At 73.3% G+C, this 14,048-nt stretch carries 13 protein-coding genes; 4 read left to right on the forward strand and 9 right to left on the reverse strand.

The features are described 5' to 3' along the window. Positions 1-5: 5 nt before the first annotated feature. From GXW83_RS18620 to GXW83_RS18630, 3 genes are read right to left on the reverse strand one after another with little or no spacing between them, the layout of a single operon-like run. Positions 6-1,763: an urease subunit alpha gene (locus GXW83_RS18620; RefSeq protein ID WP_182444166.1), complete on the reverse strand. Its 1,758-nt coding sequence runs from the start codon at positions 1,761-1,763 to the stop codon at positions 6-8. Beyond that, entirely contained in the window at positions 1,756-2,067 is a 312-nt protein-coding gene (locus GXW83_RS18625; RefSeq protein WP_182447405.1) for an urease subunit beta, read from the reverse strand. Before GXW83_RS18625 ends, GXW83_RS18620 begins: the two co-directional genes overlap by 8 nt. Positions 2,068-2,078: 11 nt before the next feature. Further along, complete coding sequence (locus tag GXW83_RS18630) at positions 2,079-2,381, reverse strand: urease subunit gamma (protein WP_182444167.1); 303 nt, start codon at positions 2,379-2,381, stop codon at positions 2,079-2,081. A gap of 179 nt (positions 2,382-2,560) precedes the next feature. Here GXW83_RS18630 and GXW83_RS18635 point away from each other — a divergent pair, with 179 nt between their 5' ends. Beyond that, positions 2,561-3,397 carry a hypothetical protein gene (locus tag GXW83_RS18635; protein ID WP_182444168.1) on the forward strand — a complete coding sequence of 279 codons (837 nt, stop codon included), beginning with the start codon at positions 2,561-2,563 and terminating at the stop codon, positions 3,395-3,397. A 69-nt stretch (positions 3,398-3,466) separates the two neighbouring features. Here GXW83_RS18635 and GXW83_RS18640 read toward each other — a convergent pair whose 3' ends face one another. From GXW83_RS18640 to GXW83_RS18660, 5 genes are all read right to left on the reverse strand, one after another. After that, complete coding sequence (locus GXW83_RS18640) at positions 3,467-4,114, reverse strand: fasciclin domain-containing protein (RefSeq protein ID WP_182444169.1); 648 nt, start codon at positions 4,112-4,114, stop codon at positions 3,467-3,469. Between the two features lie 92 nt (positions 4,115-4,206). After that, positions 4,207-5,787 carry a molybdopterin-dependent oxidoreductase gene (locus tag GXW83_RS18645; protein WP_225447087.1) on the reverse strand — a complete coding sequence of 527 codons (1,581 nt, stop codon included), beginning with the start codon at positions 5,785-5,787 and terminating at the stop codon, positions 4,207-4,209. A gap of 72 nt (positions 5,788-5,859) precedes the next feature. After that, entirely contained in the window at positions 5,860-6,867 is a 1,008-nt protein-coding gene (locus GXW83_RS18650; RefSeq protein WP_225447088.1) for a hypothetical protein, read from the reverse strand. 127 nt (positions 6,868-6,994) lie between these two features. Beyond that, the gene (locus GXW83_RS18655; protein WP_225447089.1) at positions 6,995-8,389 is read right to left on the reverse strand and encodes a cellulose binding domain-containing protein; all 1,395 of its coding nucleotides are present in this window, start codon (positions 8,387-8,389) and stop codon (positions 6,995-6,997) included. A 744-nt stretch (positions 8,390-9,133) separates the two neighbouring features. Next, positions 9,134-10,156, reverse strand: a complete 1,023-nt coding sequence (locus GXW83_RS18660; protein WP_182444171.1) for a PHP domain-containing protein — start codon at positions 10,154-10,156, stop codon at positions 9,134-9,136. Positions 10,157-10,223: 67 nt separating this feature from the next. Here GXW83_RS18660 and GXW83_RS18665 point away from each other — a divergent pair, with 67 nt between their 5' ends. The 3 genes from GXW83_RS18665 (at position 10,224) to ligD (ending at position 13,431) form a co-directional block, all read left to right on the forward strand. Beyond that, on the forward strand, positions 10,224-11,237 hold the full coding sequence (locus GXW83_RS18665) for a hypothetical protein (RefSeq protein ID WP_182444172.1): 1,014 nt from the start codon (positions 10,224-10,226) through the stop codon (positions 11,235-11,237). Between the two features lie 86 nt (positions 11,238-11,323). Beyond that, entirely contained in the window at positions 11,324-12,427 is a 1,104-nt protein-coding gene (locus GXW83_RS18670; RefSeq protein WP_182444173.1) for a Ku protein, read from the forward strand. Continuing rightward, entirely contained in the window at positions 12,427-13,431 is a 1,005-nt protein-coding gene (gene ligD / locus GXW83_RS18675; RefSeq protein ID WP_182444174.1) for a non-homologous end-joining DNA ligase, read from the forward strand. The genes GXW83_RS18670 and ligD overlap by 1 nt, the downstream gene beginning before the upstream one ends. Before the next feature lie 28 nt (positions 13,432-13,459). On the opposite strand, the gene GXW83_RS18680 is transcribed toward ligD, so the two are convergent. Further along, entirely contained in the window at positions 13,460-13,786 is a 327-nt protein-coding gene (locus GXW83_RS18680; protein WP_182444175.1) for a plasmid stabilization protein, read from the reverse strand. Positions 13,787-14,048: the final 262 nt, after the last annotated feature.

The following is a 14,048-nucleotide window of genomic DNA, read 5'->3' on the forward strand; positions in this document are numbered from 1 at the left end:
GGCGGCTAGAAGAGGAAGTAGCGCTGGGCCATGGGCAGTTCCCGGGCGGGCCGGGGATCGACCACCGCGCCGTCGATCCGTACGGTGAAGCTGTCGGGCTCGACGGTGACCTCGGGCCTGGCGGTGTTCTGGTGCATGTCGTCCTTGGTGACGCGGCGGGTGTCGCGGATGGCGGCGAAGGCCTTGCCCACGCCGAGCTGCTCGGCGAGGCGTTGCGGCAGGCCGTCGTCGAGGGCGGCCCGGGTGACGAAGTTGAGCGAGTTGGCGGCCGGGGCGCGGCCGATGGCGCCGAACATGGGGCGCGGCAGCAGCGGCTGCGGGGTGGGGATGGAGGCGTTGGCGTCGCCCATCTGCGCCCAGGCGATCTGTCCGCCCTTGATCACCAGATCGGGTTTGACGCCGAAGAACGCGGGAGTCCACAGCACCAGGTCGGCCAGCTTCCCGACCTCCACCGAGCCGATCTCGCCGTCCAGGCCCTGCGCCACCGCCGGGTTGATGGTGTATTTGGCGACATAGCGACGCACCCGGTGGTTGTCGGCGCGGCCGCCGCCGGGCAGCGGGCCGCGCCGGACCTTCATCACGTGCGCGGTCTGCCAGGTGCGCAGCACGACCTCGCCGATGCGTCCCATGGCCTGCGAGTCGGAGCTGATGATCGAGATCGCGCCCATGTCGTGCAGGACGTCCTCGGCGGCGATGGTGGAGGGGCGGATCCGGGATTCGGCGAAGGCCAGGTCCTCGGGGACGTCCGGGTTGAGGTGGTGGCACACCATCAGCATGTCGAGGTGCTCGTCCACGGTGTTGCGGGTGTGCGGGCGGGTCGGGTTGGTGGAGCTGGGCAGCACGTTGGGCTGGGAGACGACGGTGATGATGTCCGGCGCGTGCCCGCCGCCCGCGCCCTCGGTGTGGTACGCGTGCACGCCGCGCCCGGCGATGGCCGCCAGTGTGTCCTGGACGAACCCCGCCTCGTTCAGGGTGTCGGTGTGCAGGGCGAGCTGCGCACCGGACTCCTCGCAGACGTTCAGGCAGGCGTCGATGACGGCGGGGGTGGCGCCCCAGTCCTCGTGGATCTTGAAGCCGACCGCCCCTGCGCGCAACTGGGCCCGCATGGACTCGGCGTTGACCGTGTTGCCCTTGCCCAGCAGCCCGAGGTTGACCGGGTACTGTTCGGCGGCGGCGAACATCCGGGCCAGGTGCCAGCCGCCGGGGGTGACGGTGGTGGCCTTGGTGCCCTCGGCCGGGCCGGTGCCGCCGCCGAGCAGGGTGGTCACGCCGGAGGCCAGGGCCTCCTCGAACAGCTGCGGGCAGATCAGGTGGACGTGGGCGTCGACGGCCCCGGCGGTCAGGATCCGGCCGTTGCCGGAGATCACCTCGGTCTCCGGCCCGATCACCAGGGCGGAGTGCACCCCGGTCATGGTCTCCGGGTTCCCGGCCTTGCCCAGCGCGGTGATCCGGCCGTCGCGGATGCCGACGTCGGCCTTGACGATGCCCCAGTGGTCCAGCACCACCGCGCCGGTGATCACGGTGTCGAGGGTGCCCTCGGCGCGCGAGGCGCGGGACTGCCCCATCGACTCGCGGATGACCTTGCCCCCGCCGAACACCGCCTCGTCGCCGCCCGCGCACAGGTCGCTCTCGATCTCGATCAGCAGGTCGGTGTCGGCGAGCCGGATGCGGTCCCCGGCGGTGGGCCCGTACAGGTCGGCGTAGCGGCGGCGGGTCAGCCGCAGCGCCGGGCTGCCGCCGGGCGCGGGCCGGGGGTCAGGCATCGAGGCTTCCCTTCGTCTCGCCGCGCAGGCCGAACACCTCACGGCGTCCGCCCAGCGGCACCAACTCGACCTCGGCCGGGATGCCGGGCTCGAAGCGGACGGCGGTGCCGGCCGGGATGTTGAGCCGCAGGCCGTGCGCGGCGGCGCGGTCGAACCGCAGCCCCGGATTGGCCTCGGCGAAGTGGTAGTGCGAGCCGACCTGGACCGGGCGGTCGGCTGTGTTGACGACGCCGAGCACAGTGACCGGCAGCCCGGCGTTCAGCCCGACCGGCTCGTCGGCGAGCAGGATCTCGCCGGGCACCACCGGCCCGGACGTCATACGACCGGCTGGTGCACGGTCACCAGCTTGGTCCCGTCCGGGAACGTGGCCTCGACCTGCACCTCGTGGATCATCTCGGGGACGCCGTCCATCAGGTCGGCGCGGGTCAGCACCTGCCGACCGGACTCCATCAGCTCGGCCACGGTGCGGCCGTCGCGCGCGCCCTCCAGGATGTGCACGGTCAGGACAGCCAGCGCCTCGGGGTAGTTCAGCGCCAGCCCCCGGCCCTGCCTGGCCCGGGCGACGTCGGCGGCGACGTGGATGAGCAGCCGTTCCTGCTCGTGCGGGGAGAGCCTCATCGACAGCTACCTCCAGGGTCGGTCCACGACAGGGGCGGATGCCGCGAGGCTAGACCAGAAGATCGGCGAGCGGCCGGAGTTCACGCAGATGTTTCATTGCGGCGCGCCGGACGCCGCCGGATGCCCGGGTGATCGAACAGGTTTTGCCCTGGGGATCTGTTGATCACTAGAGTCCGCCCGTGACCAACCAAACGGGCGGCGACGAGCTGTGGGACTCGTTCGTCAAGGAGTTCGAGAAGCAGAACGCGCCGCATGAGCCGAGCGCGGCCGAGCGCGCCCTGCCGCAGCCGCGCCGCAGGCGGCGTTGGCCGTGGGTGGCGCTGACCCTGGCCGGCTGCCTGCTGGCGGGCGGCGCCGGGGCGTACCGGCTCGGCTACCTGCACCCGGCCGGCCATGCCTCGGCGGCGACTGCGGTGGGCACGGCGGCGCCGAGCGCGTCGGCGGGCCGGACCGCCGCGCCGGACACGGCGGCCAAGGCCGCCGCACCCGCGGGCAGGGCCGCGAGCGAGCCCGGCACTGCGACGGCGGTCACCCCCGCCCAGGCGTTCCCGGCCGCCGTGGCCGGCTACACCCGGGTCAGTGACACCTCGGTCGCCAGTTGCACCGGTGCGCAGAGCGTCGGCCCGACGCTGGCCGGTCTGATCACCCAGAGCCACGGCTGCCTGGGGCTGGACTTCGCGCTCTACCGGGACCGTTCGGCCGACGAGTACAGCTTCGCGGTCTTCACCATGCGGAGCCCCGAGGACGTTCTGCCCATGATCACCCGGCTGGGCGGCAACCCCACCGACGACGAGGTGGTGGTCCAGCTGCCGCCGCCCGGCTCGGCGTTGCGCTCGCTGCCCGCGTCGAGCGGGCTGGTGCAGGCGTTCGCCGGTACCGGCAACCTGATGGTGGTCGGCATGGCGCAGTGGTCCGACGGCCACTCCGGTGACTACCAGCGGTTGGAGGACGACCTGGCGCCGCTGCTGAAGGCGGTCACCGCTCAGGCCGGAAGCAGCTCCCGGTCTGAGCAGTGACCGCCCCGGGCCGTGCGGCCCCCGGCGCCGGGGATCGGACCGGCCGGCGCCGGGGAGTTCCGGGCGCGGTCAGGCCTTCGGCATCAGTACGGTGTCGATGATGTAAACCGTGGCGTTGGCGGTGTGGACGTCACCGCAGACGACCTTCGCGGTGCCGTTCACGGTGAAGCTCTGGCCGGAGCCGGTGACGGTGAGGCTGCTGCCCTCCAGCGTCTTGTGAGTGCCCGCCAGCGCGCTCGGGGCCAGCTGGCCGGAGACCACGTGGTAGGTCAGGATCTTGGTGAGCTCGGCCTTGTTGGCCAGCACCGAGGCAAGCGTGGCCTTCGGGATCTTGGCGAAGGCGGTGTTGCTCGGCGCGAACACGGTGATGCCCTTGGCCGAGTTCAGGGTGTCGACCAGACCGGCCTTCTGCACCGCCGTCACCAGGGTGGACAGCAGCGGGTTGTGGGAGGCGGCCGTGGCCACCGGGTCCTGCGCCATGCCGGAGAAGCTCCCGGAGCCGCTGCCCGGGACCTTGGCACAGCCGGGACCGAAGGGCTGAGCCATGGCCGTACCGGACGGTCCGGTGGAGGCCATGGCGCTGGCGGTGGTGGCGGAGCCGGCGGCGGGCGCCGCGGCCGCGCTGGCACCGCTGCTGCAGGCGGTCAGCCCGAAGACCAGGGCCGCGGCGGCCGAGGCGATTCCCAGCGAGGTGGAACGGGTGATGGTGGTTGCCATCGTGAGTCACTTCCTTTTGATCCTTGTCGGTGGTGATGGCGGGTTCTGCGGTGGTGGAGCTCGTGCAGGGGGCGGGGCGGGGCCGTCCGGCCTCAGTCGACGGTGACCACGACGCTGTGCCAGCCGGTGGCCCCGGACGGGAAGGGGGGTGTGCGGGCCTGCGGCTGGACGGCCCCGGTGGAGTCGGTGGCGCGGACCTCCAGGGTGTGCAGGCCCGAGGTGGTGGCGTGCCACTCGCAGCTCCACTGGCGCCAGACGTCCGGGCTGACGGCGGTGGCCAGCCGGGCCTGCTGCCAGGGGCCGCCGTCGGCGCGGATCTCGACGGCGGAGATGCCGCGGTGGGTGGCCCAGGCGGTCCCGGCGACGGTCACCGTCCCGGCCGGCAGTTGCGCCAGCGGGGCCGGGACCTCGATCCGGGAGGCCGTCCTGACCGTCCCGGTGCGGTCCCAGCCGCGCTGGACCCAGTACGGGTCGTAGGCCGCGAAGCTGGTCACCTCCAGGTCCACCAGCCACTTGGTCGCCGAGGCGTACCCGTACAGGCCGGGGACCACGGAGCGGCAGGGGAAGCCGTGCGCGACCGGCAGCGGTCGGCCGTCCATGGCGACCGCCAGCAGCGCCGTCCGGCCGTCCAGCACCAGGTCCAGCGGCGAGCCGATGGTCATGCCGTCGGTGGAGCGTCCCACCACCTGCTGTGCGCCCGGGCGGACGCCCGCCTCGCGCAGCAGCGCGGGCAGCGACGCGCCCAGCCAACGGGTGGTGCTCACGTACGGGCCGCCGATCTGGTTGGAGACGCAGGACAGGGTGTGGTCGAGTTCGGTCAGCGGCCGGTGCAGCAGGTCGTCGAAGGACAGCTCCATCGGGTGGTCGACCATCCCGTGGACGCGCAGTGTCCAGCCGTGGGGCGAGACTTGAGGGAGCGTCAGATCGGTGTCCACCCGGTAGAAGTCGGCGCTGGGGGTGCTGAACGAGGAGAGGCCGGGCACCGCCGGGTGGGCCGAGGCCGGGACCGGCGGCAGCGGCTTCGCCGGGGCGGGCAGCCGGATCGCGGCCCGGGCGGCGGAGACGTTGTAGCGGGCGGCGGTGAGCGCCCGCGCGGCCGTCTCGGCGACGGCCGCCAGCACGGCGGTTCCGGCGAGGGCGACCAGGAAGCCCCGGCGCGGCATCCCGGTCGGCGGCCGGGGCGCGGCGGCGTCGGCGGGTGTGGTGTCGGCGGGGGCGGTGTCGTTGCGGGCGGTGTCGGCTGCTGTGCGCGGTGCGAGCCGTCGCACCAGCAGCAACAGCACCGCGATGCCGACCGCCCCGGCCACCAGCGACGGGACGATCGACACCTGCCGCGAGACGGCCGCACGCGCGCCCACGCCGGCGAACAGCGCGAACAGCACGGCCCCCGCCCACCTGCGGCGCAGGGCCAGCACTCCCGACAGCAGCGCCAGGACCAGCATGGTCGCGTAAATTCCGGCGAGCAGCACGGTCTTGTCGTGGGTGCCGAAGTGCTGGACGGCGAAGTCCTTGAGCCAGGTCGGCGTCAGATCGATGGCAGCCGACCCGACGGCGACCACCGGAGCGCTCGACGGGCCGGTGAACGCCGCCGTCAGGTCACCGACGGCCAGAGCCGCGGCGGCCGACCCCAGACCGGTCGCGGCCCCGACTGCCAGCGTTCGCACCTTGCCCATATGAGGCATTCGGGACATACGCCACGCCGGACGGGTGCGGGATTGCGGAATTCCGCACGGCTGTTCGTACAGTCAGCTGTCGAAACCGACATGCACGTGGTCATGGTGGGTGTCGTCGCTGAAGAACTGGTCCGGGGCGCCACCGCCGAGCTGCCAGGGGCCGCCGACGTTGTACGACCCGGCGGCCGCAGCCGCCCGCATGAAGCCCTCCACCAGCGCCCGGGAGGTCCGCGGGTCGACCACCTCGTACCCGTCCACCCGCCAGACGTCGAAGGCCCGGCCGCGCGGGTGGTCGCTGGGCCGGTCGGTGCCGAACACGTCGATCGGATGGCCGGAGCGCACCACGCTCAGCTGCATCCGGTAGCTGCGCGCCAGGGTCAGCAGCGCGTCCAGCGCGCTCGCGTGCACGGCTCCGCTGCGGATGTCCGCCTCGGCGGCCGGGGAGAGGGTGATCGCCCCGGAGGCCAGTACCCGCCGTGCGAGGTCCGGCAGCGCGGCCTCGGCCGGGCCGGGCTGGGCCGGGTGCAGCGCGGTCACCCGCCAGCGCGGCTCGGCCCGCGACAGCCGTACGTCCACGGTGGTGCCGCCCGCGGTGACCCTGCCGTCCGCGCCGCGCGTCCACTGCCTGCAGACGACCAGCACACTGGCGGTGTCGCTGAGGATGCCGCCGTACTGGGCCTCGAGCACCTGCAGGGCGGCGGCCGGGGCCGGGCCCAGCACCGGACCGGCCTGGGCGGCGAGTGCCGGATCCAGGCCCAGTGCGGACACCCGGGACCGGGCCGCCGCTGCTCCGCCCTGGCCCGGACCCCAGGTGCCGAGCGACTCGATCAGCTGCGCCGCCCGGGCCTTGACCTGGGGATCGATGTCATTGCTGCTGGGCTGCCAGGGGGTGACGGTCGGCAGCGCGGCCTGCGACGCCGAGGCGGAGGCGGAGCCGGTGCCGGGGTGCAGCGCCGAGGGGCTGCCGTCGGCCGGGCCGGACGTCGTCGGCGTGGAACCGCCGCCCGCGCCGCACCCGGCGGCGGCCAGCACACCCGCCGCCGCACCGGTGAGCAGGGCCCGCCTGCTGATGCCGTCCACCCTGCCAGTGTGCGTCAGCGGCGCCGGGCGCGCTCCGCCACCGCCGGGCCGTCGTGGGCATCCCACGGACGGCGGGATGCCCACGCGGCCGACGGCAGCTCACCCGGGCCGGGTCACCGCTCCGTGGTCAGCTCGCGCTGCAGGAGAGGCTGCTGGGCACATTGGACGCGTCCCCGCTGGCGTTGAAGCCGAAGGTGGTGTTTCCTCCGGCCGGGATCACCGCGTCGTAGTCGACGCTGTCGGCCGTGACCGAACTGCCCGACTGGGTCAGGGTGGTACGCCACGGATCGGTCACCGCCTGGCCGCCGGGCCAGTTCCAGCCCACCTGCCAGGAGTTGGTGGCTGAGGCGCCGGTGTCGGTCACCGTCACACTGCCGGTGAAGCCGCCCGGCCAGACGCTGGTGACCTGGAGGGCCGCCTGGCAGCCGGAGCCCGCGCCGCCGCCCGTGCCGCCACCACCGGTTCCGCCCGTGCCACCGGTACCGCCCGTGCCGCCACCGCCGGTTCCGCCCGTGCCGCCGGTTCCGCCCGTGCCGCCGCCACTGGTCCCACCGGTTCCGCCGCCGGTACCGCCACCGCCGCCGTTGGTGGTGTAGTCCGCGGCGGTGTAGGCCGGGGAGCACACCGGGTTGCACGAGGAGGGCAGGCCGAAGGTGTACTCGCGGCCGTTCTGGACCAGGTTGCCGGAGGCGTCCGTCACCCTGATGGTGTAGCTGGAACCGCCCGGGGTGTTGGCGCCGATGACGTACGCCTGACCCATGTCACCGTCCATGGTGGCCGGCTGCCAGGAGCTGCCGTTGTAGTAGGAGATGCCGTGGATGCCGTTGGGCAGGTGGTTGACGGATATGGCGGGCCAACCCGTGGATGCCTTCTGCATGAAGCCGATGGAGATGTCACCGCTGTAGTCGGGTGCGGCGACATACGACCAGGAGATCTGCCGGTTGTTCCAGGCGTTCGGCAGCAGATCGCCCACGGCCGTGCCGTTGAGCTGGAACTGGTTCAGCGAACCGGTGGCCAGGTCGAGGTGGTTGGGGTCGTCCCGGCACCAGGCGTTGGCGTCCCCGCAGCTGTCGGCGACGAGCATGGTGAGGGTCGCCCCGTTGTACTTGTCGGCGATCCAGCTGCCGTTGCGGCAGAACGGTTCGTTCTGGGCGCCGTCGTTGGTGCCGGTGCAGTAGTCGCCGATCGTCACCTGGACCCAGCGGTCGCAGTTCTGACCGTTCTGCCAGGCGCCCTCAAGTCCCGCCTCACTGGCGGGAACCGGGCGCGGCGCGGGGTTCTGCGCGTAGTTCCCGGGGGTGTTGAAGACGTTCAGTGCGACGAAGTCCTGCGAGTCCAGGTTCGCCTGCGGGATGCCGCAACCGCCGTACGGCGAGCCCAGGTTGTCGAAGTGGGTGGCGTTGCCCACATTGGCGCTGTCCGCAGCCAGGCCGGTGTGCCCCGCACCGGCCGCGTGCCCGGTGCCCGGGGCCCCGGATATGCCGAACGCCAGCAGCAGCGCCAGCACGGGGAGCGGGGACACCCGCAGCATGGTGCGCCGCAGACGTCCTTGGAAGGCTTTCACGATGACGGACCTCCGGAATGACGAGGGTTTTTGACGGGAGCGCCGTGTCCTACAGCCGGCTCCGAAGACGTCGGACGAAGGCGTCGGACACCGGCGCGACCAGTGAGTTCACCCGCACAGATGCTCACGGCCGGGAATCAGAATTGTCGGCGCCCCGGGGAAAGGTATCCCATCATTCCCGGAAACCTGTCAAGGCTCATCTTTCCCTCCGCTATCGACAGGAACGTGCCACCCGCCGGAGCGGATTGCCCGGCGAATGCCCGCTGCCATAGCCTCTCCCGGGGCGGCGGACACGCAGTCCCGGGAGCCACCCCCTCCGAAGGCAGGCGCTGCGACAGGAACGTGCCATCGAGCACAAAAGAGCTGGTCACAGCCGCGAGCGAACCGATCCACCGGGGCCTTCGGACGCCCATTCGCACATTCGGTGGATTTTCCGCTGCTGACAGAAATTCTCGAAGCAGCTCCGATCCCCGGAATTTCCAGCCCCCGGCCGCACACCGATCGAACACGATCCCCTGCGATATCAACACGGCTTCGGGAGCGGTTTTTCCCACACGACCGACCGAAGGCTCCGTGCATTCCTGAAACGCCCCGAAGGGACAGCCGGACCATGAGTCCCGTACGCAGGGCAGCAACCCTCGGACCGACTCCTGGGGCGTCGGATGGAGCCGGCCGGACGGCCAGGCCGGCACCGGCCCGGCATCAGCCCGGGGGCTGCCGGGTGCGGGTCCAGGTGAGCAGTTGCTCGGCCGTCCAGGTGTTGACCACCCGCTCGGGGGCGATGCCGCACTCCTCGGCCCGGGCGCAGCCCAGGATCTGCCAGTCGAGCTGGCCCGGCGCGTGGGCGTCGCTGTCGATCGCAAACAGCACGCCCGCGTTCCGGGCCGTCTCCAGCAGGCGGCGGGGCGGATCGAGGCGTTCCGGGCGGCTGTTGATCTCCACCGCCGTGCCGGCCTGCGCACAGGCGGCGAAGACCTGGTCGGCGTCGAAGGCCGACTCCGGCCGGGGCTTGCCGCCGAGCAGCCGCCCGGTGCAGTGGCCGAGGACGTCGACCAGCGGGTTGCCGACCGCCTCGACCAGGCGGCGGGTCATCGAGGCCGCGTCCATCCGCAGCTCGGAGTGGGCGGAGGCGACCACCAGGTCGAGCCGGTCCAGCAGCTCCGGCTCCTGGTCCAGGCCGCCGGCGCTGAGGATGTCGCACTCGATCCCGGTCAGCAGCCGGAACGGGGCGAGGGTCTCGTTGATCCCGGCCACCACGTCGAGCTGTTCGCGCAGCCGGTCGGCGCTGAGGCCGCGGGCGATCTTCAGCCGGGGCGAGTGGTCGGTCAGCACCGCCCACTCGTGGCCGAGCTCGCGGGCGGCGCGGGCCATGGCCGCGATCGGGCTGCCGCCGTCGGACCAGTCCGAGTGCAGGTGGCAGTCGCCGCGCAGCAGCGCCCGCAGCTCCCGGCCGCCCTCGGTCATCGGGGTGAGCGCCCGCTGCTCCAGATCGGCCAGGTACTCCGGGGTGCGGTCGGCGGCGGCCTCGGCGATGACTCGGGCGGTGGTCTTGCCGATGCCCTCCAGCTCGGTCAGCCGACCCGCGACCGCGCGTTGCAGCAGTTCGACCTGGGACAGGTCGCCCACCACCTCGGCGGCGTGGCGGAACGCCCTGACCCGGTAGGTCGGCGCCTGTTCGCGCTCCAGCAGGAAGGCGATCCGTTCCAGTGCCTCAACCGGTTCCATGCCTGCCCGTATCCCCGCCAGAGGCCTCCGCATACCCGTACGGGGCAAAACAGGCGAATATAGACACATGGTGCAGGCGAGGAGAAGCGTCGGGGCGGACTTCGACGAGATCGCGGACGAGCTGTACGGGCTGCCCCCGCCGCAGTTCACCGAGGCCCGCAATGCCGCCGCCGACCGGGCCCGCGCGGCCGGGGAGCCGACGGTGGCCGCGCGGGTGCGCGCGCTGCGCCGCCCCACCCTGGGCGCCTGGCTGGCCAACCTGCTCTGCCGGGACCACCCGGAGGAGACCCGCTCGCTGCTGGAGCTGGCCTCCGGACTGCGCGACGCCCAGGACCACCTGGACGGCGCACAGCTGCGGGAGCTGACCCGGCGCCGGCGGGCGCTGGTCTCGGCGCTGACCCGCCAGGCCGGGGCCTCGGCCGTACGCGCCGGACTGCCCGTGGGCGAGGGCCCGCTGAGCGATCTGGAGCTGGCGCTGCAGGCCGTCCTCGCGGACCAGCAGGCCGCCGACGCCTTCGCCACCGGGCGGCTGACCAGCGTCCGGGGCAACGGGGCGGCGGCGGTGGTCCCGCAGTCGGCGGAGCCCGCGCGGTCCGCGCCCGCTCGCCCGAACGGCGCAGCCGGTGCGGGGCGCAGCGCCGAGAAGCCACCGCGATCCGAACGCGCCGAGCAGGCGGAGCGGGCCGAGCGCGCCGAGCAGGCCCGGCGCGCCGCCGAGCAGGCCCGGCGCGCCGCCGAGGAGGCGCGGCGGGCCGAACGGGCCGAGCGGATCGAGCGGGCCCGGCGGGCGCAGGCCGAGGCGGAGCGCTTGGCCAAGGCGGCGGACGCGGCGGCCACCGCGGCCCGCCGGGAGCTGGAGCGGGCCACGGCCCAGCGCGAGCGCGCGCACCAGCGCGTCGAGGAGCTGAGCCAGCAGCTGGTCCGGATCAGGGCCGAGGAGCGTGAGGCGGTGGCCGCCGAGCGCGCCAACCGGACCAGGGTGGAGACCACCGACCGCGAGGCCCGGCGGGCCGAGGCCCGCGCCCGCGAGGCCCGGCAGCGGCTGCAGCACCTGCGGCAGCCGCAGCACCAGGGGGCCTGAGCCGGGCGGCGAACCGGGCGGCCAAGAAGCAGGACCGGAGCGGGGCAGCCCCACCGGCCGATGACGGACCGAAGGAGAGCGAGACGATGGCACGACCGATATGGACAGGGGCTCTGAGCTTCGGCCTGGTCACCGTTCCGGTCCGGCTGTACAGCGCGACCGAGGACCACACCACGCACTTCCGGCAGATCCAGCGCGGCACCGCCGACCGGGTGCGGATGCGCCGGGTCAACGAGCGCACCGGCGAGGAGGTGGCCTTCGACGACATCGTCAAGGGCTACGACCTCGGCGAGGAGCAGTACGTGATCATCGAGCCCGGCGAGTTGGAGGAGATCGCCCCCGGACGCTCCCGGGTGATCGAGGTCTCCGCCTTCGTGGACCTCGCGGAGGTGGACCCGATCTACTTCAGCTCCACCTACTACCTGGCGCCGCGCGGCGAGGAGTTCACCCAGATCTACTCGCTGCTGCTGGAGGCGCTGGAGGACAGCCAGCGGGCCGCCGTCGCCACCTTCGTCATGCGCGGCAAGGAGTACCTGACCACGATCCGCCCGGCCGGGAACGTGCTGGAGATGCACACCCTGCACTACGCGGACGAGGTCCGGGATCCGGCCGTGGAGCTGCCGGAGCTGCCGGAGCGGACCCAGGTCGACGCCGAGCAGCTGGCCGCCGCCAAGCAGCTGATCGACCTGCTCAGCACCGAGTGGAACCCGGCCGAGTACCGCGACTCCTTCGAGGACCGGGTGCACGAGCTGATCGACGCCAAGCGCGCCGGGCACGAGGTGGTCACCGCCGCCGAGCCGCCCGGCGCCACCAATGTCATCGACCTGATGGAGGCGCTGCGGCGCAGCCTGGACCGGGCCGGGGGCCCGCAGCCCGCACAGCCCGCGAACGAGGACGGCAACGGGGACGGCGGCGGGGACGGCGGCGGCACCAACGGCAGCAGCAACGGCGGCGCCCGGGCCGGGACCGCCCGGCGGCCGAAGGCCGCACCCGCCGCCGCCGACGGCCGCGCCGGGCACGCGGGCTCGGGTCGCGGCCGCTCCCGGGAGAAGCTGTCCGACCTGACCAAGTCCGAGCTGTACAGCAAGGCCGCCGACCTGGACATCCCCGGGCGGTCCTCGATGACCCGTGAGGACCTCATCGACGTGCTCGGCAAGGTCCGGGCGCCGCGCAAGCGCGCCTCCGCGTGATGGCCGCCGACCTGCGGGCCTCCACGCCCGCTCCGACCGGCCTGCCCGCGCTGCACCCCATGCTGGCGTCCACCGGGCCGATGCCCGGCACCCCCGCCGACTGGGCCTTCGAGGTGAAGTGGGACGGCATGCGGGTCCTGTGCTACCTGGACGGCGCGGGCGGGCTGCGGCTGCAGTCCCGGGCGGGCAACGACGCCACCGCCCGCTACCCCGAACTGGAGAGCCTGGTCGGGCTGCTGCCGCAGGACGCCGTCCTGGACGGCGAGGTGATCGCCGCGGACGCCCACGGGCGGCCGTCGTTCAGCCGGCTCCAGCAGCGGATGACGCTGCGCAGCCCGATCCAGATCAAGACCGCCAGCGTCAGCGTCCCGGTGACGCTGCTGGTGTTCGACGTGCTGTGGCTGGGCGGCACCGCCACCACCGACCTGGCGTACACCGGGCGCAGGCACCTGCTGGAGGCGCTGGAGCTGCACGGCGACCATGTGCTGGTACCGCCCGCCTGGCCGGGCGAGGCGGTGGAGGAGGCCCGGCAGTGGACCAGGGAGCACGGGCTGGAAGGGATGATCGCCAAGCGCCTGGACTCGCCCTACCGACCGGGCAAGCGCACCCGGGACTGGGTGAAGCTGAAGAACGTCCGCACCGCCGACGTCTTCGTCGGCGCGTGGGTGCCCGCCGACGCCCGGGCCACCTCGGTCAAGGCGCTGCTGGTGGGCATCGCCGGGGCGGGCGGGCTGCGCTACGCGGGCGCGGTCGGCACCGGCTTCTCCCAGGCCGAGCGCACCGCCCTGGCCGAGGTGCTGCGCCGGCTGGACTCCCGGACGGCGCCGTTCGCGGACGGCATCGCCGGGATCGACCGGGGCGAGCCGGTGCGCTTCGTCCGGCCGGTGCTGCACGGCGAGGTGGAGTTCCTGGAGACCACCGTGCACGGCCACCTGCGCCAGCCGGTCTGGAAGGGGCTGCGCGGCGCCCGGCAGGACGAGCCCCCGCCGTACGGCCCGTCCTGAGGCGGGGCCGTACGGCGGGGGCAGGGGTTCAGGAGCGGCCCAGCGCGTGCTGGAGCTGCTGCTTGTTCATGGTCGAGCGGCCCTTGATGTTGCGTTGCTTGGCCTCGTTGTAGAGCTGGTCGTAGGTCGGGCCGCCCGCTCCCCGGTGCGAGCGCAGCCCGCCGCGCCGGGAGGAGGAGATGTCGTGGGTGGAGCTGCGGCTGGCCGTCTTGGACTCCCCGCTGCGGGCCCGCTCCTTGTTGACCGTGCGCGCGGCGATCTCCTTGGCGCGCTTGTCGCTCGACCCGCGGTCCTTGAGGCTGTCCTTGATGTGCTCGTACTGCCGTTCCCGCTTGGGACTGGAACCCGATGGCATGACCTGCCTCCTCGTCCTCGTCTGTCTGCCCGCATCTCGCGTACCCCGGCCGGTCGGCGACATACGCCGATCTCACCCGTTCGGCGGTATCCGGCCGGGGGTGGACCACCGTTGGGGCACTTCATTGGCGTCCGCCTGCCGGGCCGCGCAGGCTGGAGGTACGGCCGGGGCGAACCGGGCGAACGGCACGGACCGCCCCGACTGCCCGCCCGGGTTCGGGGTAAGCGGCCCGTGGATCCGGCCGGGACCGAGCCGGACCGCA

Origin of the sequence: Streptacidiphilus sp. PB12-B1b (genome assembly GCF_014084125.1) — a bacterium.
Taxonomy (GTDB): Bacteria; Actinomycetota; Actinomycetes; order Streptomycetales; family Streptomycetaceae; genus Streptacidiphilus.

Bases quoted from the DNA above. Each gene is read 5' to 3' on its own strand.
- GXW83_RS18620 (WP_182444166.1), bottom strand. From the start codon at position 1,763: ATGCCTGACCCCCGGCCCGCGCCCGGCGGCAGCCCGGCGCTGCGGCTG.
- GXW83_RS18630 (WP_182444167.1), bottom strand. From the start codon at position 2,381: ATGAGGCTCTCCCCGCACGAGCAGGAACGGCTGCTCATCCACGTCGCC.
- GXW83_RS18640 (WP_182444169.1), bottom strand. From the start codon at position 4,114: ATGGCAACCACCATCACCCGTTCCACCTCGCTGGGAATCGCCTCGGCC.
- GXW83_RS18645 (WP_225447087.1), bottom strand. From the start codon at position 5,787: ATGGGCAAGGTGCGAACGCTGGCAGTCGGGGCCGCGACCGGTCTGGGG.
- GXW83_RS18660 (WP_182444171.1), bottom strand. From the start codon at position 10,156: ATGGAACCGGTTGAGGCACTGGAACGGATCGCCTTCCTGCTGGAGCGC.
- GXW83_RS18665 (WP_182444172.1), top strand. From the start codon at position 10,224: ATGGTGCAGGCGAGGAGAAGCGTCGGGGCGGACTTCGACGAGATCGCG.
- GXW83_RS18670 (WP_182444173.1), top strand. From the start codon at position 11,324: ATGGCACGACCGATATGGACAGGGGCTCTGAGCTTCGGCCTGGTCACC.
- ligD (WP_182444174.1), top strand. From the start codon at position 12,427: ATGGCCGCCGACCTGCGGGCCTCCACGCCCGCTCCGACCGGCCTGCCC.
- GXW83_RS18680 (WP_182444175.1), bottom strand. From the start codon at position 13,786: ATGCCATCGGGTTCCAGTCCCAAGCGGGAACGGCAGTACGAGCACATC.